The following is a 22,867-nucleotide window of genomic DNA, read 5'->3' as shown; positions in this document are numbered from 1 at the left end:
AGCCGCCCGCACGGGCAACCCGGGCGCACCGCACGACGTCTCACCGCCCGGGCCCCGCACACCGGCCCCACCCGGCCGGCCCGGCACACCACCGCACGACAGAGGAGACGGCGTGAGCGGTACGGACCACCGCGCCGTCGTCGTCGGCGGCGGCCTCGCCGGAGTCACGGCCGCCCTCGAACTCGCCGACGCCGGACTGCGCGTCACCCTCCTCGAAGGCCGCCCGCGCCTGGGCGGACTCGCCTTCTCCTTCAAGCGCGGCGAGCTCACCGTGGACAACGGCCAGCACGTCTACCTGCGCTGCTGCACCGCCTACCGGTGGTTCCTCGACCGCGTCGGCGGCGCCGCCCTCGCCCCCCTCCAGGACCGGCTCGACGTCCCCGTGCTCGACGTCGGCCGCCCCGGCCCGCCCCGCCTGGGCCGGCTGCGCCGCAGCGCCCTGCCCGTCCCCCTGCACCTGGCCGGCTCCCTCGCCCGCTACCCGCACCTCTCCCTCGCCGAACGGGCCTCCGTCGGGCGCGCCGCCCTCGCCCTGCGCCGCCTCGACCCCGCCGACCCGGCCCTGGACGGCGTCGACTTCGCGACCTGGCTCGGCCGCCACGGCCAGTCCGCCCGGACCATCGAGGCCCTGTGGGACCTCGTCGGCGTCGCCACCCTCAACGCCACCGCCGACCGGTCCTCGCTGGGCCTGGCCGCCATGGTCTTCAAGACCGGCCTGCTCTCCGAGAACGGCGCCGCCGACATCGGCTGGGCCCGCGTCCCCCTCGGCGAACTCCACGACACCCTCGCCCGCGAGGCCCTGGACGCGGCCGGGGTCCGCACCGCGCTGCGCACCCGCGCCACCGCCCTCTCCCGCACCCCCGAGGGAACCTGGCGGGTCACCACCGAGGAGAGCACGCTCGACGCGGGCACCGTCGTCCTCGCCGTCCCGCAGCGCGAGGCGCACGGACTCCTGCCGGCCGGCGCCCTCGCCGACCCGGACCGGCTCCTCGACATCGGCACCGCGCCCATCCTCAACGTCCATGTCGTCTACGACCGCACGGTCCTCGACCGGCCCTTCTTCGCGGCCCTCGGCTCCCCGGTCCAGTGGGTCTTCGACCGCACCGACTCCTCCGGGCTCCCCGACGGCGGCCAGTACCTCGCCCTGTCCCAGTCGGCCGCCCAGGACGACATCGACGCACCCGTCTCCGCCCTGCGGGCCAAGTACCTGCCGGAGCTGGAACGGCTCCTGCCCGCCGCGCGCGGCGCCGGGGTACGGGACTTCTTCGTCACCCGCGAGCGCACCGCCACCTTCGCCCCCGCCCCCGGCGTCGGCCGCCTGCGCCCCGGGGCGCGCACCGACACGCCGGGGCTCTACCTGGCCGGTGCGTGGACTGCCACCGGCTGGCCCGCGACCATGGAGGGCGCTGTCCGGAGCGGACAGGGCGCGGCGCACGCCGCGCTCGCCGCACTCGGCCGCCGTCGCGAACACCCTCTGCAGGAGGCGGTATGACGACCAGCAGCACCACCGGTACAGCAGTACCGGCGGCGCCGGCCCCAGGGCCGCAAGCACGGACCGCACGTACAGGAACCAGAGGAGAGCCAGTGAACCCGGGGAATCCGGCCGTCGAGTACACGGACGCCAGTGCGGGCACGGCCGACGGGGAGAAGGCGGACACGCTCGCCCTCCTGGAACGTGGCCGCACGCTGTCGACGCCCGTGCTCCGCGCCGCCGTCGACCGGCTCGCGGCGCCCATGGACACCGTCGCCGCCTACCACTTCGGCTGGATCGACGCCCAGGGCCGCCCCGCCGACGGCGACGGCGGCAAGGCCGTGCGCCCCGCCCTCGCCCTGCTCTCCGCCGAGGTGGCGGGCGCCGCGCCCGAGGTCGGCATCCCGGGCGCCGTCGCCGTCGAACTCGTCCACAACTTCTCCCTGCTGCACGACGACCTGATGGACGGCGACGAGCAGCGCCGCCACCGCGACACGGTGTGGAAGGTGCACGGCCCCGCCCAGGCCATCCTGGTCGGCGACGCGCTCTTCGCCCTCGCCTACGACGTCCTGCTGGAGCTGGGCACCGTCGAGGCGGGCCGTGCCGCGCGCCGGCTGACCACCGCCACCCGGGGCCTCATCGACGGCCAGGCCCAGGACATCTCCTACGAGCACCGCGAGCACGTGAGCGTCGAGGAGTGCCTGGAGATGGAGGGCAACAAGACCGGCGCCCTCCTCGCCTGCGCGGTCTCCATCGGCGCCGTCCTCGGCGGCGCCGACGACCGCACGGCCGACAAACTGGAGGAGTACGGCTACCACCTCGGCCTCGCCTTCCAGGCCGTCGACGACCTCCTGGGCATCTGGGGCGACCCGGAGGCCACCGGCAAGCAGACCTGGAGCGACCTGCGCCAGCGCAAGAAGTCGCTGCCCGTCGTCGCCGCCCTCGCGGCCGGCGGACCCGCGAGCGAGGCCCTCGCCGCGCTCCTCGCCGCCGATGCCAAGAGCAACGACTTCGAGACGTTCGACGAGGAGCAGTTCGCGCACCGCGCCGAGCTGATCGAGGCCGCGGGCGGGCGCGGCTGGACCGCCGACGAGGCACGCCGCCAGCACGCCGTGGCGATCCGCGCCCTGGACGACGTCGACATGCCCCGGCGGGTGCGCGACCAGCTCGTGGCCCTCGCCGACTTCGTCGTCGTGCGCAAGCGGTGACCGCCACCCGTTCGCAGATATGAAGCGCGAGTCGCCGACCGGAGCCGCCGCCTGCTGAGCGCGCACCGGCCGACGGCAGACCCCAGCACAGCACAGGACACTGTTCTAAGGGGAAGCCATGACAGCGACGACCGACGGCGGCGCCCAGGGCGCCGACGCGGGCAGCGGCATCGACGCGGAGCCGCGCAGCGAGGTGCGGACCGAGGTCCGCGCCGACGTACGGAACGACGTACGGAACGACGTACGGAACGACGTACGGAACGACGTACGGGCGGAGGTCCGCGGCGAGGTCCGGGCGGAGGTGCTCGCCGAGCCGCGCACCCCGCCGCGGACCGACCCGGGCACCTCCGGACCACCGGGCCCCGCCGACGGGTCCCGGCCCGGACCGGCGCCCGGACCCGTACGGCAGAGCCCGCACGAGGCGGCCCGGCGGGCCGCCGCCCGCGCCACCCGGAACCTGCTGGACCGCCAGGACCCCGAGGGCTGGTGGAAGGGCGACCTGGAGACCAACGTCACCATGGACGCCGAGGACCTGCTGCTGCGGCAGTTCCTCGGCATCCGGGACGAGGCCACCACCCGGGCCGCCGCCCTCTTCATCCGGGGCGAGCAACGCGAGGACGGCACCTGGGCCACCTTCCACGGCGGCCCCCCGGACCTCTCCGCCACCGTCGAGGCGTACGTGGCCCTGCGCCTCGCCGGCGACGAGCCGGACAGCGCGCACATGGCCCGCGCCTCGGCCTGGATCAGGGCCCACGGCGGGATCGCCGCCGCCCGCGTCTTCACCCGGATCTGGCTGGCCCTCTTCGGCTGGTGGAACTGGGACCACCTGCCCGAACTCCCGCCCGAACTGGTCTTCCTGCCGTCCTGGGTGCCGCTGAACATCTACGACTTCGGCTGCTGGGCCCGCCAGACCATCGTCCCTCTCACCGTCGTCTCCGCGCTGCGCCCGGTCCGCCCGGCCCCCTTCGCCCTGGACGAGCTGCACGCCGACGCCCGGGCGCCGCACCCGGTCGGGAGGCTCGCCCCGCTCACCACCTGGGACGGCGCCTTCCAGCGCGTGGACCGGGCCCTGCACCTCTACCGGCGGTTCGCCCCGCGCCGGCTGCGCAAGGCGGCGATGGACACCGCCGCCCGCTGGATCGTCGAACGCCAGGAGAACGACGGCTGCTGGGGCGGCATCCAGCCGCCCGCCGTGTACTCCGTCATCGCCCTGCACCTGCTCGGCTACGACCTGGGCCACCCGGTGATGCGCGCCGGGCTGGAGTCCCTGGACCGGTTCGCGATCTGGCGCGAGGACGGCGCCCGGATGATCGAAGCCTGCCAGTCCCCGGTCTGGGACACCTGCCTCGCCGCGATCGCGCTGGCCGACGCCGGGCTCCGCCCCGACCATCCGGCGCTGGTCAAGGCCGCCGACTGGATGCTCGGCGAGGAGGTCGTGCGCAGCGGCGACTGGGCGGTGCGCCGGCCCGGGCTCGCCCCCGGCGGCTGGGCGTTCGAGTTCCACAACGCCACCTACCCCGACATCGACGACACCGCCGAGGTCGTCCTCGCCCTGCGCCGCGTCAAGCACCCCGACCCGGCCCGGGTGGAGGCGGCCATCGCCCGCGGGGTCTCCTGGAACCTCGGCATGCAGTCCCGCAACGGCGCCTGGGCCGCCTTCGACGCCGACAACACCAGCCCCTTCCCCAACCGGCTCCCCTTCTGCGACTTCGGTGAGGTCATCGACCCGCCCTCGGCCGACGTCACCGCCCACGTGGTCGAGATGCTCGCCGCCGAAGGCCGGGCGGGCGACGCGCGGACCCGGCGCGGGATCGCCTGGCTCCTCGCCGAACAGGAGCCGGACGGAGGCTGGTTCGGCCGCTGGGGCACCAACTACGTCTACGGGACCGGGTCGGTGGTCCCGGCCCTGACGGCCGCCGGTCTCGCCCCGGGCCACCCCGCGATCCGGCGGGCCGTGCGCTGGCTGGAGTCCGTACAGAACGAGGACGGCGGGTGGGGCGAGGACCAGCGCTCCTACCAGGACCGCTCCTGGGCCGGGAAGGGCGCCTCGACCCCCTCGCAGACCGCCTGGGCGCTGATGGCCCTGCTGTCGGCGGGCGAGCGGGACGGCCGGGCCGTCGAGCGGGGCATCGCCCACCTGGTGACCACCCAGGACACCGACGGCTCCTGGGACGAGCCGTACTTCACGGGCACCGGCTTCCCCTGGGACTTCTCCATCAACTACCACCTCTACCGGCAGGTGTTCCCGCTCACCGCGCTCGGCCGCTACCTGCACGGCGAACCCTTCGCCCCCGGCGGACACCGGCCCGGCGTTGCCGTCACCGCACCGGCCGGGGAGGCCTGATGGCCGCCGCCGGGCCAGGGCCAGGGCCAGGGCCAGGGCCAGGGCCAGGGTCAGGGCCAGGGCCAGGGCCGGGGCCGGGGCCAGGGTCGGAGTCGGGGCTGGGGGAGCCCGTCCCGCTGCTGGTCGCCTGCGCCCTGCGGATCGAACAGGCGGCCCTGCGCAGCGGAGGCCGCGGCGCGCGCGGCGCGGCCCCGCCCGGGTACGCCGTCCTGCGCACCGGGATGGGCCCGCGCGCGGCCGAACGGGCCCTCGGCCGGGCCCTCGCCGAGCCGGGGCTGCGCCGGGCCGCCGTCCTGGCGACGGGCTTCTGCGCCGGGCTGGTCCCCGGCATGAACCCCGGCGACCTGGTCGTCGCCGCCCAGACCCGGGACCCGCGCTCCACCGTCACCTGCGCGGGGACCGACCTGCTCGCCGAGGCACTGGCCCGGGCCGTCCCCGGCCGGACCGTGCACACCGGCGTACTGACCGGAACCGACCACGTCGTCCGCGGCCAGGAACGCGCACACCTGCGCGCCACCGGCGCCATCGCGGTCGACATGGAGTCCGCGGCCACCCTGTGGACCGCCACCCGCGCCGGCCGGGACGGGACGGGCCGGGCCCGTCCGGTTGCGGCCGTCCGGGTGGTCGTGGACGCTCCGGAGCATGAGCTCGTCCGAATCGGAACGGTTCGAGGTGGAATATCGGCCTTCCGCGTGTTGCGTGCCGTACTACCCGCGTTCTATGACTGGCACCGTTCTTTGCTGCTCCCCAGGAGGTGAGCCAGATGGCCATGCCGTTGCGACAGTCCATCAGGGTCGGGACCTATCTTCTCGAACAGAAGCTCCGCAAGCGCGAGAAGTTCCCGCTGATCGTCGAGCTGGAACCCCTCTACGCGTGCAACCTGGCCTGTGAGGGGTGCGGGAAGATCCAGCACCCGGCCGGGGTGCTCAAACAGCGCATGCCGGTCGCCCAGGCGGTCGGCGCCGTACTGGAGTCCGGCGCGCCCATGGTGTCCATCGCGGGTGGTGAGCCCCTGATGCACCCGCAGATCCACGAGATCGTCCGGCAGCTGGTGGCGAAGCGGAAGTACGTCTTCCTCTGCACCAACGCGATGCTGCTCCGCAAGAAGATCGAGAACTTCACCCCGTCCCCCTACTTCGCCTTCGCCGTGCACATCGACGGCCTGCGCGAGCGGCACGACGAGTCGGTGGCCAAGGAGGGCGTCTTCGACGAGGCGGTCGCGGCCATCAAGGAGGCGAAGAAGCGCGGGTTCCGGGTGACCACCAACTCCACCTTCTTCAACACCGACACCCCGCAGACGATCATCGAGGTCCTGAACTACCTCAACGACGACCTCCAGGTGGACGAGATGATGATCTCGCCCGCCTACGCCTACGAGAAGGCACCCGACCAGGAACACTTCCTCGGCGTCGAACAGACCCGCGAACTCTTCAGGAAGACCTTCGCGGGCGGGAACCGGCGCCGCTGGCGGCTCAACCACTCCCCGCTCTTCCTGGACTTCCTGGAAGGGAAAGCCGATTTCCCCTGCACCGCATGGGCCATTCCCAATTACTGCCTCTTCGGCTGGCAGCGCCCCTGCTATCTGATGAGCGACGGCTACGTGCCGACGTACCGGCAGCTGATCGAGGAGACCGACTGGAACAAGTACGGCCGGGGGAAGGACCCGCGCTGCGCGAACTGCATGGCGCACTGCGGATACGAGCCCACGGCGGTCCTCGCCACCATGGGCTCGCTCAAGGAATCCCTGCGCGCGGCCCGGGAGACGGTGGCGAGCAACCGCGAGAAGCGGGCATGACCGCAGCCGGGACCGGGACCGGGGCCGGAACGGGGAGCACGGACGGGAACACGGGCGGGGGCGCCGGGAAGGGGTTCGACCTCGGCGCCCTGCTGGCCGCGCGCGGCGGGGAACGGTACGAGCTGCACGCCCGCCACCTCAACCACCAGCTCCCCCGGATGCTGCGCACCATCGGTTTCGACAAGGTCTACGAACGGGCCGAGGGAGCCCACTTCTGGGACGCCGAGGGCAACGACCACCTCGACATGCTGGCCGGGTTCGGGGTGATGGGGGTGGGCCGGAACCACCCGGTGGTCCGCCGGGCCCTGCACGACGTCCTGGACGCCCAGCTCGCCGACCTCACCCGCTTCGACTGCCAGCCGCTGCCGGGGCTGCTGGCTGAGAAGCTGCTGTCGTACACCCCGCACCTGGACCGGGTCTTCTTCGGCAACAGCGGCACCGAGGCGGTGGAGACGGCCCTGAAGTTCGCCCGGTACGCCACCGGACGGCCCAGGGTCCTCTACTGCGACCACGCCTTCCACGGGCTGACCGCCGGCTCGCTCTCGGTCAACGGGGAGGGCGGCTTCCGGGACGGCTTCGCGCCGCTGCTGCCCGACACCCGGATCGGGCTCGGTGACCTGGCCGCGCTGGAGCGGGAGCTGCGGCGCGGGGACGTGGCCGCCCTGATCGTCGAGCCCGTCCAGGGAAAGGGCGTCCTCGCGTCCCCGCCCGGGTTCCTGCCCGCCGCGCAGGAACTGCTCCACCGGCACAAGGCGCTGCTGATCGCCGACGAGGTGCAGACCGGCCTCGGCCGCACCGGGGACTTCTACGCCTACCAGCACGAACCGGGCGTGGAGCCGGACCTGGTGTGCGTGGCCAAGGCGCTGTCGGGCGGCTACGTGCCGGTCGGCGCGACCCTGGGCAAGGACTGGATCTTCAAGAAGGTCTACTCCTCCATGGACCGGGTCCTCGTCCACTCCGCCAGCTTCGGTTCCAACGCGCAGGCGATGGCGGCCGGGCTGGCGGTGCTCTCGGTCATGGAGGACGAGGAACTGGTGGCGGGCGCCCGCGCCAAGGGCGAGCTGCTGCGCGGGCGGCTGGCGGCGCTGGTGGACGAGTACGAGCTGCTGCACGAGGTGCGGGGGCGCGGCCTGATGATCGGCATCGAGTTCGGCAGACCGTCCTCCCTGGGACTGCGCGGACGCTGGTCGATGCTGCAGGCGGCCCGCAAGGGCCTGTTCGCGCAGATGGTCGTGGCGCCCCTGCTCCACAAGCACCGCATCCTCACCCAGGTCTCCGGCGACCACCTGGAAGTCATCAAGCTGATCCCGCCGCTGGTCCTGGACGAGGCGGACATCGACCGGTTCGTCGGCGCCTTCCGTGAGGTCATGGACGAGGCGCACGGCGGGTCCGCCCTGATGTGGGAGTTCGGCAGGACGCTGGTGAAGCAGGCCGTCGGCAACCGCTGACGGTCCTGCGGCGGCCTGCCGCGCCCGCCTCAGCGGAGCAGCCGGTCCCGGAGCCGGCCGAGGGTCCCGGGCGTGAGCCCGAGCCCCTCGGCCAGGTAGTTCCCGACCCCGCCCCAGCGCCCGTCGACGGCCTCGAAGGCCGCGGCCAGGTACTCGGTCCGGGCGTCGAAGAGCGGGGCGAGCAACGCCTTGACCTCGGGGTCGCGGGCCCCGACCGGTTCGCCGCCGCGGCGCAGGCGGTAGCGGCGGTGCGGGGCGTTCGACTCCAGGTAGTCCGCCATGACGGCCCCGCGCTCGACGCCCAGCGCGAGCAGGGTGACGGCGACCGACAGCCCGGCCCGGTCCTTGCCCGCGGCGCAGTGCATCAGGGCCGGGACGCTGTCCTCGGCGAGGGCGCGCAGCACCCGGCCGTGTTCGGCGGTGCGGCGCTCGACCATGGTGCGGTACGAGTTGGACATCCGCGCGGCGGCCCTGCCCTCGCCCAGCAGGGGGCGGAGCTGTTCGACGCCGCCCTCGTGGACCGTCCTCCAGAAATCGCCCGCGTCGGCCGGGTCCGAGAGCGGGATGTTGACGTTCCGTACGCCGGGCAGCGCGATGTCCGGCCCCTCCACGGCGTGGTCGGTGTGGTTGCGGAAGTCGAAGACGGTGTGCAGGCCGAGCGAGCTCAGGAACGCCGTTCCGGTTTCCGTGGCGTGCGCCAGATGCCCGCTGCGGAAGAGGAGCCCCGGCCCGACCTCGCGCCCGTCCGTGGTCGGCAGACCTCCCAGGTCGCGGAAGTTGCGCACCCCGGTCAGCTCCGGATCGGGCTCCGGCGTCGGAAGGTTCGGCGGTGCCGGAGGTATCTGCTGGGCCATGGAGCTTCTCCCTATCGTCATCGTCGCAGGGTGTCCGAATTGCATTGATTGGCGCCGAGTTGCCGTATGAGGAGGCGAGATCGGACGCCTCCCCGTGAGCCAGATCATACGGTGACCGTGAGTGTCTGATCACGAAATCCGAATAGCCCGCCCGGGGCGGCTGTTGGCGGTGGGGAATGGACGGAGGGTGACGGGAATTCCGGCAGTCCCTCCTTTCTGTGATTCCGTCAGGGAATTCGCGGCTTGTTCCGTGCGGTCGGCCTGGATTACCTTCGCGACGATCCGGGCGGACCGCCTCGTCCTGCCGCCGCCCGGAAACCGCATCCGACTATTCACGTACGCGGCAGGAGCGGGGGAACCAGGAAGGCGCTGTTCCGGATCTCCGCACCGGGATGGCTCGGGGTGAAGCCGGTCATGTGCCGCACATGAACGGCCGGACATCTCCCGTCCGAACCCGACAGCTCACCTCGCAGGCGTCGGAGAGGAATCCGCCATGCCCGCAAAGGGTAAGCACCGCCGTCCCAGGTCCCTTTCGATAACGCGTGGTCTCGCTTACGCCGGAACCGGGGGCGCGGCTCTCGCGCTGCCGCTGACGGGCGCCTCCGGGGCGCACGCGGCCGGAGCCCCGGCCCCGGCCTCCGCTCCCGTCGCGGCGCACGCCCCCGGCGCGGTTCTCGGCGCGGTACCCGGGCGGGCCGTGGAGGTTCCGGTGGCGCCCGCGGCCGCCGCGCCGACCGTGTACACCGTCGTGCCGGGGGACCACCTCTCCAAGATCGCGGCGGAGCGCGGGCAGACCGGTGGCTGGCAGCGGCTGTACGCGGACAACCGCGAGGCCGTCGGCGCCGACCCGTCGCTGATCCACCCGGGCCTGAGGCTGACGCTCGGCGGCAAGGCGAAGCCCGTGGCTCCCGTCCCGGCTCCTGCCTCCGCTCCCGTTCCTGTCCCGGTTCCGGCCCCCGCAGCTCCGGCCGAGAGCCCGGAACCCGGTTCCGGTTCTGCGTCCGGTACCGGCGCCGCCGCTGGTCACGGAGCCCGTCCGGGGTCGGGTTCCGGTTCTGCCGTCAGGCCCTCCACCAAGCCTCCGGTCGCCGACGAGGACACCTCCACCGGAGGCACGGCCGGGGAGTCCGGTCCCGCCACCGGGCCGGGCGCCTCCACGGGTTCCGGTTTCGTCGCCCCGGTCGGCGGCCGGGTCTCCACGCCGTACCGGGCCGGGGGCGCCGCGTGGTCCTCCGGTTACCACACGGGAGTCGACTTCACCGCGAGCTCCGGCACCACCGTCAAGGCGGTCGGCGCGGGCACCGTGGTCTCGGCCGGCTGGGGCGGCGCGTACGGCAACGAGGTCGTCGTCCGGCACGCGGACGGCCGCTACTCCCAGTACGCCCACCTCTCCGTGCTCTCCGTCTCGACCGGCCAGAGCGTCACCACCGGCCAGCGGATCGGCCTCTCCGGCTCCACCGGCAACTCGACCGGCCCGCACCTCCACTTCGAGATCCGCACGGGCCCGTCCTACGGCTCGGACATCGACCCGCTGGGCTACCTCCGCTCGAAGGGCGCGAACATCTGAGCCGCCGCCGCCCGTGCGCCGGGTCCCACCCGTACGTATTCCTCACCTGCACCGTGGTGTAGATCACGGTCCGTCAACCCCTGCTTACGTTGGCGTAGGTCGTGTACGGCGGTGAAGGATGTCGTTCCGTGGCAGCGACGACGACGACACCCAAGACCATCGGCTCGTACGCGGCGATCGGGGACAGCTTCACCGAAGGCGTGGGGGACCCGGGACCCGGGGATTCGTTTCTCGGCTGGGCGGACCGGCTCGCCGTGCTCCTGGCCGATCAGCGCGACGAGCACGACTTCCGGTACGCGAACCTGGCCGTACGGGGACGCCTGCTCGACCAGATCGTGGCCGAGCAGGTCCCCCGGGCCAGGGCGCTCGCGCCGGACCTCGTGACCTTCTGCGCGGGCGGCAACGACATCATCCGGCCCGGCAGCGACCCCGACGACGTGGCGCAGCGGTTCGAGGCGGCCGTCGCCGACCTCACCGGGGCCGTCGGCCTGGTCATGATCACCACCGGCTTCGACACCCGGGGCGTGCCGGTCCTGCGGCACCTCCGGGGCAAGGTGGCGACGTACAGCGCGCACGTCCGCGCCATCGCCGACCGCTACGGCTGCCCGGTGCTCGACCTCTGGTCGCTGAAGTCCGTCCAGGACCGGCGGGCCTGGGACGGCGACCGGCTGCACCTGTCGCCCGAAGGCCACACCCGGGTCGCGCTGCGCGCCGCGCGGGTGCTGGGCCTGGAGGTGCCGGCCGACCCGGACCAGCCGTGGCCGCCGCAGCGGCCGCGCGGATCGGTGGACGTGACCCGGGACAACATCCACTGGGCGCGCGAGCACCTGGTCCCGTGGATCGGCAGACGGCTGCGCGGGGAGTCCTCCGGGGACCACGTCGCGGCGAAGCGTCCGGACCTGCTGCCGTTGTGACCTGACCTGACCTGACCTGACCTGACGCCGCAGGGCTGCGGGGCCGCGGGGCGGGCCGCCGGGGCGGGGCCTGCGGGGAGTGCGCGGGTGCACGGGTGCGCGGGCGGAATCGTTCGGGGACGGTACGCGTTGGGATGATCGTGGTCCGTACGGCCATCCCGACCCGACCGATCGTCCCAGGAGGTGCCTTGACCGGCTCCCGACCCCTGCGTCCACGGCTGCGCGAGCTGCGGCCCGAAGCCTTCGGCGCGGACCCGTCCGGCGCACGGCTGGAGCGCATCCGCCGCTCGCCGAACTTCGCCGACGGGGTCTTCCAGAACCCGGTCGGGGCGCGGGCCAGGCCCTCCGGGTCGCGCAAGGAGTTCGCCAGGATCTTCTTCCACAAGGAGCAGCGGGCCCGCCGCAGCCCCGGCGCGCCCGTCCCGGTCTACCCGACCACCCTCGCCGAGCTGGCGAAGCCGCCGGTCAGCGGGTTGCGCCTGACCTGGATGGGCCACTCCAGCGTGCTCGCGGAGATCGACGGGCGCCGGGTGCTCTTCGACCCGGTCTGGGGCGAGCGGTGCTCCCCCTTCCCCTTCGCCGGGCCCAAGCGCCTCCACCCGGTGCCGGTGCCGCTGGCCTCGCTGGGGAAGGTCGACGTCGTGGTGATCTCGCACGACCACTACGACCACCTGGACCTCCCCACGATCAAGGAGCTGGCCGGGACGGACACGGTCTTCGCCGTCCCGCTGGGCGTCGGCGCGCACCTGGAGCGCTGGGGCGTCCCGGCCTCCCGGCTGCGCGAGCTGGACTGGAACGAGTCCACCCGGATCGGCGGCCTCTCCCTCACGGCGACCCCCGCCCGGCACTTCTGCGGGCGCGGTCTGCGCAACCAGCAGCACACCCTGTGGGCCTCCTGGGTCGTCGCGGGCGAGGAACACCGGATCTACCACAGCGGGGACACCGGTTACTTCCCCGGCTTCAAGGAGATCGGCGCCACGCACGGGCCCTTCGACGCCACGATGATCCAGATCGGGGCCTATTCGGAGTACTGGCCCGACATCCACATGACCCCCGAGGAGGGCATGCGCGCCCACCTCGACCTTCAGGGCGGCGCCCCGCGCGGCACGATGCTGCCGATCCACTGGGGCACCTTCAACCTGGCCCTGCACCCGTGGGCCGAGCCGGGCGAGGGCACGCTGGCCGCCGCCGGGAAGGCCGGGGCGGCGCTCGCCCTGCCGGTGCCGGGCCAGCCCTTCGAACCCGGCGCCGCACAGGTCCCGGCCGCACCCTGGTGGCGGCCCTTCGCGGTGGAGGGCCCGCCCGCACCGGCCGCCCGGCCCGGGCCGGGCGACCCGGACCGGCCGCCGTCGGCAGCCCGGGAGGAGACCGAGACCGTCGGTTCCTGACGGTCGGATACTGGCGCCGCGAACCCCTCCGCCCCCGGCCTTCGCCGCCGGGGGCGGAGGGGTTCGCGGCCGGGGCGGTGAGGACGGGGGTGCGCCGGGGCGTGTGCGCTCCCGGCGTATTCGGGCTGTTGTGCGAGCGCTCCATCGGGAGCGGGAAGCAGCATGGCCAAGTTCCCCAACTGCCCGTCCGGGGCGGTGGCCTGCGGTCTAGCGTGGTTCCCGGTGATCAACACCCGGCCCCGGAACCGCTGGGGGCCGGGCCCCACGTACCGAGGACGCCGATGTCCGGACTCCGCGCCGCCCGCCACTCCCCGTCGAAGCACACCGCCCCCGGCCCCCGTCGGCAGATACGGCCCCAGTTGGTCCGTGCCGCCCTGCTGCCCACGCTCGCCGCCGGGCTCAGCGGCGCCGCCGCCGTGATCTTCACCCTCCAGCTCGGCGGGGGAGCCGGCGACCGGGACCCCCGGCTGTGGCCGCTGCTCGCCGGCTGCGCCCTGCTCGTCGCCGGGGCGCTCACCGCCGCCCTGCTCGGCGCCCACCGCGCCGCCAGGGCCGTACGGGAGCGGTGCGAGGCGCTGCTCCGCTCCAGCGAGCGGGGCCGGCAGGAGCTGGGGGACGCCGCCGAACGGCTGGAGCGGGGCGAACCCGTGCCCCGCCCGGAGCCCGGGGACCCGGCCGGACCGCCGCCGGGCACCGACCCCGCCCGGGTGGACGAGTTCTGGCCGCTCTCCCAGGAGCTGCGCGGCGCCCGGGAACAGGCGCACGAGGCTCTCGCACGGCTGGCGGCCCCGCCCCCCGGGTCCGACAACGACCGGAAGGTGGAGGTCTTCGTCAACCTCGCCCGCCGCCTCCAGTCGCTGGTGCACCGGGAGATCTCGCTGCTGGACGCGCTGGAGGACACGGTCGAGGACCCGGAACTGCTCAAGGAGCTGTTCCACGTCGACCACCTGGCCACCCGGATCCGCCGCCACGCCGAGAACCTCGCCGTGCTCGGTGGCGCCGCCTCCCGCCGCCAGTGGACCCGTCCCATCGACCTGAGCGAGGTCCTGCGTTCCTCCGTCGCCGAGGTCGAGCAGTACACCCGGGTCAAGGTGGTGCCCCCGGCGGGCGGCAGCGTCCGGGGCCACGCCGTCGCCGACGTGGTGCACCTGCTGGCCGAACTGGTGGAGAACGCCACGGTGTTCTCCGCCCCGGACACCGATGTGGTGCTGCGCGCCGAACGGGTCACCTCCGGGATCGCGATCGAGGTGGAGGACCGGGGACTGGGCATGCCACCCGCGGAACAGCACCGGATGAACGCCCTGCTCGCCGACCCCGACCGGATCGACGTCCAGCACCTGCTGGCGGACGGGCGGATCGGCCTCTACGTCGTCTCGGTCCTGGCCCGCCGGCACGGCATCGCCGTCGAGCTCAAGTCCAACATCTACGGCGGCGTCGTCGCCGTGCTGGTGCTGCCCCAGGAGCTGCTGGGCGCGCAGGCAGCGACCGCGGCCGACGCGCTGGGCGGCTCCCGGGCCACCTCGTGGGGGACCGGCGAGGGCAGGATGGCCCTGCCGCCCCTGGAACCCGTACGGGTTCCCCTGCCCCGGCAGGAACAGCCGGGCGCGGGACCGTCCGTACCGTCCTGGCCGGCACCGGAGCAGACAGCAGGATCAAGGCCGGATCAGACACCGGCCCCGGCGCCTGTACCTGCTCCGGCTCCGGAGCAGGTACAGGCACCGGTACGGGCGCGGACGCAGGCACGGGCGCGCGCGCAGGAGCAGGCGCCGGCATGGGCACGGCCACCCGCGCCGCGCCACGCCTCGCCCGCCCCGGCCCCCGCGCCGGTCCAGGCGGCGCCCTTCGCGGTCCCGGTGGCCGGTCCCGGTGGCATCCCGGCCGGTGAGGAGGCGCCACCGCTGCCCCGGCGGCGGGCGCAGGAACACCTCGTCCACCAGCTGCGCGAGACCCCCGCCCCACGGCGGCCCGACGACTTCGGGCACCCCCTGCACGACCCGGGGCTGATGGCCGCCTTCCAGCGGGGCTTCGGCCTGGCCCAGCCGGAGAACCGGGCATGACCGCCGGCCACGGCCCCGGGTACCCCCTCGGGGCCGACACCGGGTACGACCCCCGGTGCACCTGCGGGCCCGGCGCCCCCGACCCCCCACCCCAGCAAGGAGCACATCCCATGAGCGGCGAAGTGGCGACGAAGACCGGCGGCCGGCTCTCCGACCTCGACTGGCTGCTCGGCAGCCTGGTCCAGCGCGTGCCGTACACGCGCAACGCCGTCCTGCTCACGGCCGACGGGCTCGTGAGCTGCGTCTACGGCCTGGACGCCGACGGCGCCGACCACATGGCCGCGCTGGCCTCCGGGCTGTACTCGCTGGGGCGGAGCGCCGGGTCCCGGTTCGGCGACGGAGCGGAGGTCCGGCAGGTGGTGGTCGAGCTGGACACCGCGCTCCTCTTCGTGTCGGCGGCCGGGGCCGGGACCTGCCTGGCGGTGCTCGCCGACCGGGAGGCCGATGCCGGGGTGGTCGGCTACGAGATGGCGATGCTGGTCAAGAGCGTGCGACCGTACCTCGCCGCCCCGCTGCGGCGGTCCGCCGTCACCCCGGAGCGATGAGGGCCCGCAGGCCGGGGGCACACGCGCGGGAAACCCCGCACCGGGAAACTCCGTACGACGGCGTCCCGTACGAGGGCGTCCCGCACGACGGCACGGGGCGCGTGCGCGACACGCCGTGGCTCGACGACTCGGCGGGCCGGGTGATACGTCCGTACACGGCCAGCGGTGGGCGGACCAGGCCGGCCGTCGTCCTGGACCTGCTGTCGCGGGTCACGGCTACCGGGGCGCGGCCGGGCGCCCCGCTCGGGGCGGAACACGCCCTCGCGCTGCGGCTGTGCGAGGGCGTCGCGGCGGTCACGGTCGCCGAGGTCGCCGGGCAACTGCGGCTGCCCGCGGTGGTGGTGAAGGTGCTCCTGTCCGACCTGGTGGAACAGGGGGCGGTCGTCGTGCGGGCGCCCCGGTTCCTGCGCGGGGAGGACCTCGCCGCCGACGACGCCTCACTCCTCCGGGCGGTCCTCGACGGCCTGCGCAGAGTGCTGTGACCACCCCCGCCCCCGCCACCACCCCGGCCCGCCCCCACCGCTGCACCTGTACCCGTACCTGTACCCGTACCTGTACCCGTACCTGTACCCGTACCTGTACCCGTACCTGTACCTGCATCCCGCCCTGTCGCGCTGCCTCTCTCCCTGTTCCTGTTCCTGTTCGTCCCTTTCCTGTCCGTCCCTGTTCCGTGTCCACCGACCGCTGGGGGAATCGCCATGACGTCCTACGAATCGACCGGCCACCTGCTGCTCACGCCGGTGGACCCGAAGGCGCCCGCACGGGCCGTCCGGTTGCGTGAGCTGGGCCTGGGGCAGCGGGCCGAAGCGGAGCTGGACGCCTTCGCCCGCCGCGTGGCCGAGACGCTGGCCGCGCCCTACGCGGGGGTCAACTTCGTCGGTGAGGAACGGCAGTTCTTCGCCGGACTGCACCACGCGGCGCACGCCCCGGCCAGCGCCTACCCGGCCCGGGTACTGCCCCGGGACCACGGGTACTGCCCGCACGTGGTGGTGCGCGGACGGGCACTGGTCCTGGAGGACGTGAGGGACTTCGCGCGCTTCGCGGGCAACGCGGTGGTCGACGAGAGCGGGGTGCGGTCGTACGCGGGCGCCCCGCTGACGGACCGGCGGGGGGTCGTCCTGGGCACGGTCTGCGCGGTGGACGTGGTGCCCAGACGCTGGGGGACGGAGGGGCTGGCCACCGTGAAGGCGCTGGCCGGGGAGCTGGCGGCCCTGGTGGACGAGCGCGAGGACCGGCAGGCCCACTGAGCCGGGCAGACCTGCCGAACGTGGTCGGTGGGCCGGACGCGGTCGGCCGGACGCTCGGCTCCTGAGCCCGGCCGGCTCAGCCCGCGGCGGGGTCCAGGAAGGCGGTGATCCGCCGGCGCAGCGAGGCGGGGTCCAGCCCGTGGGCCGCGGTGTGCTCCCCGATCGTGCCGTAACGGCGCAACTCGGCGCGGCCGACGCCCAGGCCCAGCACGCGGTGCGGTACGGCGGCCAGCGCGTCGTTCGCCGCCGTGGTGGAGGTACCGGCGAGGTACGGCTCGACGAGGACCACGTCGGCCGGGCCCCGGCCGACCGCCTCGCGGAGCACCGCGTCGTCGAAGGGGCGCACGGTGGAGGCGTACAACACCGTGACGTCCAGGCCCTCGGTCCCGGCGAGGACGTTGTCCAGCAGGGGGCCGACGGCCACCACCACGCCCGCGCGTCCCTCCCGTACGGTCCGCAACCGCAGGTCCGTCACCGGGCGGGACGCGGTGTTCGACTGCTCGGAGAGCCTGACGTACACCTTGTCGTCCCCGGCCGCGTAGGCGTGCCGGAGCAGGGCCTCCGCCTCGTCCGGGTGGCCCGGGACGTGGACCGTCCAGCCGTCGAGGGTGTCCAGCAGGGCCACGTCGCCCGGCGACATGTGGGTGAACCCGCCCGCCGGCCAGTCGTAGCTGGCGCTCGCGCTGACGAGGACACCGCCCGTCCCCTGGTGCCCGAAGTCCAGCTTGACCTGCTCGAACGGCCGCTCCACGAGGAAGCTGGCGAAGGTGTGGACGACCGGCCGCAGCCCGGTCAGGGCCAGCCCGCCACCCACACCGACCAGGAGCTGTTCGCGGATTCCGACGTTGATCACCCGCTCCGGGTGGCGCTGCCGGGCGGGCCGGAACCCGTCCATGCTGATCTCCGCGAGTACGAGGGCCAGCCGCGGGTCCTCGTCGAGCGCGCGTGACGTCACCGAGACGAAGCGTTCCCGCATGGTGTCCATGATCTTCCTGCCCCTTTGCTGCTTCTCTTGCTTCTCTTGACTTCTCTGCTGTCCCGCTACGGCTACCGCTACCGCTACCGCTACTGCTTCTTCTCGACGCGGGCGACGACGACATGGGGCCGGCCCGGGTGGGGTGCGGTGAAAGCGGCGTGCAGCGCGGCGTGGTCCCGGCCGTCCACGGTGACCGCCGACCAGCCGGCCGCCTCGAACCGGGAGGCGATCCCGCCCGGCCAGCCGTGGGTCGCGGAGTCGTTGTCGATCACCACCGTGTGCAGGTTCTCCAGCCCGGCCGGACCCGCGTAGGCCAGTGCCTCGTGGTTGCTGCCCTCGTCGAGCTCGGCGTCCCCGATCAGCACCCACACGGCGGGCTCGTCCAGCCCCTGCGCCCGCAGCCCGAGCGCGCTGCCGACGGCGAGGGGCAGCCCGTGCCCGAGCGAGCCGCTGCCGATCTCCACGCCGGGGACCAGGACACGGTCCGGGTGGTGGCCGAGGGGCGAGCCGTACGTGCCGAAGCCGTTCAGCCAGCCGACGGGGAAGAACCCCTTGGCGGCCAGGACGGCGTAGTACGCCATCGGCCCGTGCCCCTTGGACAGCAGGAACCGGTCCCGCTCCACGTCCTCGGCGGTCCCGGGGTCCACCCGCAGCACCCGGTCGTAGAGCACCCACAGCACGTCGAGCGTGGAGTGGGCGGCCGGGGCGTGCTTCTCGGCCCCGCTCATGAGCGCGATGAGCCGGCTCAGATCCTCGTAGCGGAACCCGGTGTCCGCGGTTACTTGCGTCATGCACCAACCGTGCAACCTCAAGTCCGGTTGAGGTCAAGCACCCGGAACTGGGCACGAGTACGGGCCTGCGGTGGACGCGTACGGAAAAGGCGCGCGCGAACACCCTCCGAAGTGCGGTATCGTTCTCCTGCACGTTCAACCCGGGAAAACCCCAGGTCAACGGGCATCGGGACGTGGCGCAGCTTGGTAGCGCACTTGACTGGGGGTCAAGGGGTCGCAGGTTCAAATCCTGTCGTCCCGACCAGCGTTTTATCGCGGGTCGCAGGCGGTACCGGAGAAATCCGGTACCGCCTTTCCGTATGTCTTGGGGACCAGTTGGGGACCACACGGTCCAGCGACGCCTTCCGGGGGTGGGCTGGACGGCCAGGCTGAGGGGTGCGCGGACGGGGTTGAGATGGGCGGTGAGGGCTGTCCCTGCGTTGGTGATTTGGGACATGTCGGGGTGGAGGTAACGCTGGGTGGTGAGCAGGGAGCCGTGTCCGGCGATCTTGCGGGGGACGTGGGCGGGGACCCCGGCGTCTGCACGCCTGCCGAGGACCGGCCTTTCTTCAAGAAGCCGGTCTCATCGACGATCAGCACCCCACCAGCGCCGCCGAGGTGATCCACGGCATAAGCGCGGACTTCGTCACGGAACCAGCGTCCCGGCGGGCAGTTCGCAGCAGTTGCTGCATCGGTTCGGGACGTGCGTGACCAGCCTGTCCGGCCAGCCGCCAGCAGTTCTTACGTTCGACGCCGGACAGCAGCCTGAGCAGGTACGCGCGGGCGGTCGCCCGCGGTTCCACCCGCTGGAACCGGCCCGCGATCCGGGCCATGGCCTGGTCGAACAACGCCCGCCACCGGACAGGCTCTACATTATGACTCGCGGCCACCACATGCTCTTCAGGAGTCCGCACAACCCCGATGATCACGCGGTGGCCGCTCTCGCTCCAGGCCGGGTCCTGGGCCGTGCCGCACTCCTTGGTTCGGTCCGACTACCCTTGATCGACAAAATGGGCACATGGGCAGCGAACCTCTGCAGATCCCGCTTGATCAGCTTCGGCACGCTTTCGAGCTGGCACTGCAACGCATCGAAGCGTCGGCCGGCAGCACAGTGGCGCTCGAACACGACTACTTCTGGTCTGTTCCAGGCAACGAACTTTACGACGTCCCCAACGAACCGAGAACGATCACAATCGGGCAGCTCTCCGAGTCGTGGCAGCACCTTGAGGACCTCCTCGCCGACCCGAACCGGGCCATGGGCCACCACCTGGTCTGGCTCGCCGATGTCCTCCGTGCGATCGGACAGTCCACCGCCCAGTAGCCACCACACGCGCCACGTGACGTGGAACTGCGAAGTCACACTGGAGTACTAGCGGGTAGTGGTAGATCCAGCGGCCTTCTGGGTCCCGCCGCCACCGGACAGTTCGGCCAGTGGTGCGGCGCACCAGCCACAAGGTTCCGGCGGCACCTGCGAAATGGGGCTCGACTTCGGCTGATCCCGGACTTGAAGGCGGGCTCGGGCTCCCCAGGGCTAAGCGGGCTGATGCCGGACGTCGCTCTGCACGCCCAGGTGGGTGACATCAGCTGCCCAATCGAGGACAAGCAGCGTGCCGGACAGGAGTCGAGCCACGTGTCCACCTTCCCCGCATCGAAACATCCCGGTTCCAGGGGGATGCGGAGCACTGCCCAGGCGTCCTCAGCGAACCATCCCGGCACGGCAATCGCCTCGGCGACGGAGAGTACGGGTCTTCGATACGCACCTGGTAGCGGCTTTTGTGCTCCTTCAGATGGGCGGGGCGAGTGCAGTTTCCTGCCTCTGATCCCGAACCGTCCTGTCAGCTCAGCCTGGTCAGCCTTGCTCGACTGCCACGGCAAGGCCAGGGCTATCCCGTTCCTCAGCCGTGCCTGCGCCGCTGTGGGCACCGGAGAGTCCATCTCCCCGTCGAGGACGCGTACGTCGGTGGCGCCCAGAGCCTCCGCGTTCTGGACGATCCCGGAGAGGTTCTGGAGCAGGTCGCTCAAGAGACTGCCCGTGTAGTCCCTGGTCCGGTCGACAGCGTGGTGCACCAGTTCTGGCAGAGCCGCGAAACAGCGCACCCGAGTGCGCTACGACCTCCGCCGTCGTCGCGTTGCACTACGGTTCCGGCACGTTGTCCGCCTCTGGCGCCCCTCCTGGTCGAACGCGGGCCGACGGAAGCCGTCCTGGAATCGGATCCAGCGGCCGGTGGCGTGACGGGCTCCTCGATCCGTCCAAGACCGCACTCGCGATACTCCTTCGGCACGTGGACGGTTACCTGCCGCTGCGATGCGTGTCATCACCAACTGGCAGTGAGCCATCCGTCACTATTGCCACAACGTCTCGTATGCTCGATGACCTAGGCATTTGCGGGCGATGAAGCTGCCCGATGTGATAAATCGCCGCCGCGTCGCTGCCCGCGCTTCAGGCCACCGTGCCAAGTGACGCCAATTCGGAGAACGGTCGTCCGGCCGCTCGGACAAGTCGGCACGGTGAACCACTCCGGCTCGCCTTTCATTCAGTACGTAACCGGAGTTGACCGTGACCGAAGATGCCGCGCCCGCTACCGTAACGCTGCCTGATCTCGTACGTGAGGTCGTGACCCCTGCTGCGGCAGCCGAAATCCTTGAGAAGACACGCTTGCACGGTTGCAACCCGCGCAAGCTGGATTCCTCTCACGCCCGGCGGCTTGCTCGTGACATGTGCAACGGTAGCTGGGATGACTACAACCCCGACGTCCTGTCTCTGTGCAGTCATGGAGCCGCAATCCAGGGACAGCACCGACTCGAAGCGGTAATCATCAGCAAGACGCCCCGCAGCTTCCTTGTCGCCCGGGACCTGCCACACCAGACAGCCACCACTATGGACTGCGGCAAGGCGCGCTCCGCCGCCACCGCGCTGTCCCTGGTGGGCGTCGAGCGGCACCGCAAGGACATCTCTTCGACCATCCGGCTGCTGCAGAACTATGACGTCGAACGCAAGAAGGTTGCCTGGCCCGCATGGCGGTCGGTCGTCTATACCAATGCCGAGATCGTACGGTTCTTCCAGTCCAAGTATTGCGACCTGCCGGACTTCCTGCCGCTGATGACCGCCCTGAAGCGGGGTGCGCACTCCTCCCCCGCAGCGTCACTGGCATGCGCGTACCTGGTCCACCGGGATGGCGGGAGCACCTCGCAGGCGGACGCCTTCTTCCAGGGCCTGATCTCCGGAGCCCACCTGGACACAGCCGACCCCAGATGGGTTGTCCGCCGCTACTTTCAGAATCCGGACCGGCCACGACGCGGCAACATCACCAGCGCCCTCCACCTGGGACTGCTCCTGAAGACGTGGAACCTCTGGGCCACCGGTCAGACCTGGGAGATCGCCAACTTTCGCGCGACACAACCTATGCCCGACATCGTCAATGCCGACGCGCCATGTCCTGCACAAGTGCAGCAAGCCTTCAGGAATCCGAGCAAGGGCGGACCCGTCATTTCACGCCGCCGAGCTGCAGACCGAGCCGCCGTTCCTGGACAGACGATGGGCATGATGCACCTGCCCATGGAAGAGGGCTTCCCCGTATGGATGGCACATCCCTGACACGGCGATGGCGTTTGACGGATCGCCCTGCACGACCTGTTCGAGAGGTACTGCTGGACACCAAGGCTTTGGCGGGCGACACGCAACGCTATGCCCCGCCGAGCTTCGATCGTAATTGCCGGCTTGGACATCGAGGTGGACGTGCGTCAGGAGCCTTCGACTCGGCCTCGAGGGTGCCGACATGCTTGGTCGCCTCCTGCGGCGAGGCCACTGCGGAGTGTCGCTGCGACCAGTGGCCGGGACGGACACTGTCACGGCGTTACCGGTGCAGCGGGCCGCGCAGCGAGGAGTGATTTCGCGTTGATGCCGCTCCATGCTGAGCACGGCGGGACGTCGGTGGAGCCCGACGCTCATCGAACCGGGCAAGAACACGCTGGCGCAAGCAGAACGTCTTCTGACAGGGCTGCTGGCAAGCCGCGGCCGTCCGTCTCCGGCGTAGCGCCGAATCATTGAGCGAATGGTCACTCCCGCGGCACCTCGTTGCGCCACTCGGTTTCACGTTGTCACGCCACGACATTGATTCGCGCCACAGACATTGATATGCGGTGGTGTGACTGATCATATGAGGTGGGAGCCCTCTCTCGAAGGGCTCCCACCACCTTCCCGTGTATCGACTAGAAGGAGAAACACGGTCATGAGTCAATCTCCCAGATCCGGCGCCGCTTCACACTGGCGCAGGATCCCCGAT

The 22,867-nt window shown here is 72.3% G+C and carries 19 protein-coding genes, 1 tRNA gene and 1 riboswitch; of the genes, 16 read left to right on the top strand and 4 right to left on the bottom strand.

Going from position 1 to position 22,867, the window contains the following annotated elements; genetic code table 11:
• Positions 1–112: 112 nt before the first annotated feature.
• The 6 genes from hpnE to ACIA5F_RS15790 all read left to right on the top strand — a co-directional run bounded on the left by hpnE (position 113) and on the right by ACIA5F_RS15790 (position 8,266).
• Positions 113–1,492 carry a hydroxysqualene dehydroxylase HpnE gene (gene hpnE, locus ACIA5F_RS15815; RefSeq protein ID WP_399353145.1) on the top strand — a complete coding sequence of 460 codons (1,380 nt, stop codon included), beginning with the start codon at positions 113–115 and terminating at the stop codon, positions 1,490–1,492.
• Between the two features lie 92 nt (positions 1,493–1,584).
• A complete protein-coding gene (locus ACIA5F_RS15810; protein WP_399353143.1) occupies positions 1,585–2,679 on the top strand; it encodes a polyprenyl synthetase family protein in 1,095 nt (364 codons plus the stop codon).
• A 118-nt stretch (positions 2,680–2,797) separates the two neighbouring features.
• Complete coding sequence (shc, locus tag ACIA5F_RS15805) at positions 2,798–5,023, top strand: squalene--hopene cyclase (protein ID WP_399353141.1); 2,226 nt, start codon at positions 2,798–2,800, stop codon at positions 5,021–5,023.
• 116 nt (positions 5,024–5,139) lie between these two features.
• Positions 5,140–5,781, top strand: coding sequence for a 1-hydroxy-2-methyl-2-butenyl 4-diphosphate reductase (locus ACIA5F_RS15800; protein WP_399353388.1), 642 nt, complete (start codon positions 5,140–5,142; stop codon positions 5,779–5,781).
• 5 nt (positions 5,782–5,786) lie between these two features.
• Entirely contained in the window at positions 5,787–6,818 is a 1,032-nt protein-coding gene (hpnH, locus tag ACIA5F_RS15795; RefSeq protein ID WP_399353139.1) for an adenosyl-hopene transferase HpnH, read from the top strand.
• Positions 6,815–8,266, top strand: coding sequence for an aspartate aminotransferase family protein (locus ACIA5F_RS15790; protein WP_399353137.1), 1,452 nt, complete (start codon positions 6,815–6,817; stop codon positions 8,264–8,266). Before hpnH ends, ACIA5F_RS15790 begins: the two co-directional genes overlap by 4 nt.
• Positions 8,267–8,295: 29 nt before the next feature.
• Here ACIA5F_RS15790 and ACIA5F_RS15785 read toward each other — a convergent pair whose 3' ends face one another.
• Positions 8,296–9,120 carry a tyrosine-protein phosphatase gene (locus tag ACIA5F_RS15785; protein ID WP_399353135.1) on the bottom strand — a complete coding sequence of 275 codons (825 nt, stop codon included), beginning with the start codon at positions 9,118–9,120 and terminating at the stop codon, positions 8,296–8,298.
• A gap of 315 nt (positions 9,121–9,435) precedes the next feature.
• Positions 9,436–9,609, top strand: a riboswitch (cyclic di-AMP (ydaO/yuaA leader).
• Between the two features lie 4 nt (positions 9,610–9,613).
• On the opposite strand from ACIA5F_RS15785, the gene ACIA5F_RS15780 reads away from it, so the two are divergent.
• The 7 genes from ACIA5F_RS15780 to ACIA5F_RS15750 all read left to right on the top strand — a co-directional run bounded on the left by ACIA5F_RS15780 (position 9,614) and on the right by ACIA5F_RS15750 (position 16,838).
• Positions 9,614–10,687: a peptidoglycan DD-metalloendopeptidase family protein gene (locus ACIA5F_RS15780; RefSeq protein WP_399353133.1), complete on the top strand. Its 1,074-nt coding sequence runs from the start codon at positions 9,614–9,616 to the stop codon at positions 10,685–10,687.
• A 128-nt stretch (positions 10,688–10,815) separates the two neighbouring features.
• Positions 10,816–11,601, top strand: coding sequence for an SGNH/GDSL hydrolase family protein (locus ACIA5F_RS15775; RefSeq protein ID WP_399353131.1), 786 nt, complete (start codon positions 10,816–10,818; stop codon positions 11,599–11,601).
• 188 nt (positions 11,602–11,789) lie between these two features.
• Positions 11,790–12,989 (top strand): MBL fold metallo-hydrolase, encoded by a 1,200-nt coding sequence (locus tag ACIA5F_RS15770; protein ID WP_399353129.1) that lies wholly within the window; start codon positions 11,790–11,792, stop codon positions 12,987–12,989.
• A gap of 281 nt (positions 12,990–13,270) precedes the next feature.
• Positions 13,271–15,046, top strand: a complete 1,776-nt coding sequence (locus ACIA5F_RS15765) for a sensor histidine kinase (protein WP_399353127.1) — start codon at positions 13,271–13,273, stop codon at positions 15,044–15,046.
• Positions 15,047–15,156: 110 nt separating this feature from the next.
• Positions 15,157–15,591, top strand: coding sequence for a roadblock/LC7 domain-containing protein (locus tag ACIA5F_RS15760; RefSeq protein ID WP_399353125.1), 435 nt, complete (start codon positions 15,157–15,159; stop codon positions 15,589–15,591).
• 101 nt (positions 15,592–15,692) lie between these two features.
• Positions 15,693–16,073: a DUF742 domain-containing protein gene (locus ACIA5F_RS15755; protein WP_399353124.1), complete on the top strand. Its 381-nt coding sequence runs from the start codon at positions 15,693–15,695 to the stop codon at positions 16,071–16,073.
• Between the two features lie 216 nt (positions 16,074–16,289).
• On the top strand, positions 16,290–16,838 hold the full coding sequence (locus ACIA5F_RS15750; RefSeq protein WP_399353122.1) for a GAF domain-containing protein: 549 nt from the start codon (positions 16,290–16,292) through the stop codon (positions 16,836–16,838).
• A 76-nt stretch (positions 16,839–16,914) separates the two neighbouring features.
• Here the strand turns inward: ACIA5F_RS15750 and ACIA5F_RS15745 are convergent, their stop codons facing one another.
• Positions 16,915–17,823, bottom strand: a complete 909-nt coding sequence (locus ACIA5F_RS15745) for a transketolase family protein (protein WP_399353120.1) — start codon at positions 17,821–17,823, stop codon at positions 16,915–16,917.
• A gap of 80 nt (positions 17,824–17,903) precedes the next feature.
• Entirely contained in the window at positions 17,904–18,605 is a 702-nt protein-coding gene (locus tag ACIA5F_RS15740) for a transketolase (protein WP_399353118.1), read from the bottom strand.
• A gap of 167 nt (positions 18,606–18,772) precedes the next feature.
• Between ACIA5F_RS15740 and ACIA5F_RS15735 the strand changes: the two genes are divergently transcribed.
• Positions 18,773–18,849 (top strand) — tRNA-Pro (locus ACIA5F_RS15735).
• A gap of 328 nt (positions 18,850–19,177) precedes the next feature.
• Here ACIA5F_RS15735 and ACIA5F_RS15730 read toward each other — a convergent pair.
• Positions 19,178–19,432, bottom strand: coding sequence for a hypothetical protein (locus ACIA5F_RS15730; protein ID WP_399353116.1), 255 nt, complete (start codon positions 19,430–19,432; stop codon positions 19,178–19,180).
• Between the two features lie 170 nt (positions 19,433–19,602).
• Here ACIA5F_RS15730 and ACIA5F_RS15725 point away from each other — a divergent pair, with 170 nt between their 5' ends.
• Together ACIA5F_RS15725 and ACIA5F_RS15720 are read left to right on the top strand one after the other, a co-directional pair.
• The gene (locus ACIA5F_RS15725) at positions 19,603–19,905 is read left to right on the top strand and encodes a hypothetical protein (protein ID WP_399353114.1); all 303 of its coding nucleotides are present in this window, start codon (positions 19,603–19,605) and stop codon (positions 19,903–19,905) included.
• Positions 19,906–21,141: 1,236 nt separating this feature from the next.
• On the top strand, positions 21,142–22,179 hold the full coding sequence (locus ACIA5F_RS15720; RefSeq protein ID WP_399353112.1) for a hypothetical protein: 1,038 nt from the start codon (positions 21,142–21,144) through the stop codon (positions 22,177–22,179).
• Positions 22,180–22,867: the final 688 nt, after the last annotated feature.

The organism is Streptomyces sp. NPDC051567, assembly GCF_044454165.1.
GTDB lineage: Bacteria > Actinomycetota > Actinomycetes > Streptomycetales > Streptomycetaceae > Streptomyces.
The sequence above is the reverse complement of the archived record's forward strand: the minus strand, read 5'-3'. Positions and strand labels throughout refer to the sequence as shown.

What these genes read in the sequence shown, in the direction of transcription:
- ACIA5F_RS15765 (WP_399353127.1), top strand. Translation starts at nt 13,271, where the DNA reads ATGTCCGGACTCCGCGCCGCCCGCCACTCCCCGTCGAAGCACACCGCC.
- ACIA5F_RS15790 (WP_399353137.1), top strand. Translation starts at nt 6,815, where the DNA reads ATGACCGCAGCCGGGACCGGGACCGGGGCCGGAACGGGGAGCACGGAC.
- ACIA5F_RS15740 (WP_399353118.1), bottom strand. Translation starts at nt 18,605, where the DNA reads ATGACGCAAGTAACCGCGGACACCGGGTTCCGCTACGAGGATCTGAGC.
- hpnH (WP_399353139.1), top strand. Translation starts at nt 5,787, where the DNA reads ATGGCCATGCCGTTGCGACAGTCCATCAGGGTCGGGACCTATCTTCTC.
- ACIA5F_RS15725 (WP_399353114.1), top strand. Translation starts at nt 19,603, where the DNA reads ATGGGCAGCGAACCTCTGCAGATCCCGCTTGATCAGCTTCGGCACGCT.
- shc (WP_399353141.1), top strand. Translation starts at nt 2,798, where the DNA reads ATGACAGCGACGACCGACGGCGGCGCCCAGGGCGCCGACGCGGGCAGC.
- ACIA5F_RS15780 (WP_399353133.1), top strand. Translation starts at nt 9,614, where the DNA reads ATGCCCGCAAAGGGTAAGCACCGCCGTCCCAGGTCCCTTTCGATAACG.
- ACIA5F_RS15760 (WP_399353125.1), top strand. Translation starts at nt 15,157, where the DNA reads ATGAGCGGCGAAGTGGCGACGAAGACCGGCGGCCGGCTCTCCGACCTC.
- ACIA5F_RS15745 (WP_399353120.1), bottom strand. Translation starts at nt 17,823, where the DNA reads ATGGACACCATGCGGGAACGCTTCGTCTCGGTGACGTCACGCGCGCTC.
- ACIA5F_RS15750 (WP_399353122.1), top strand. Translation starts at nt 16,290, where the DNA reads ATGACGTCCTACGAATCGACCGGCCACCTGCTGCTCACGCCGGTGGAC.
- ACIA5F_RS15785 (WP_399353135.1), bottom strand. Translation starts at nt 9,120, where the DNA reads ATGGCCCAGCAGATACCTCCGGCACCGCCGAACCTTCCGACGCCGGAG.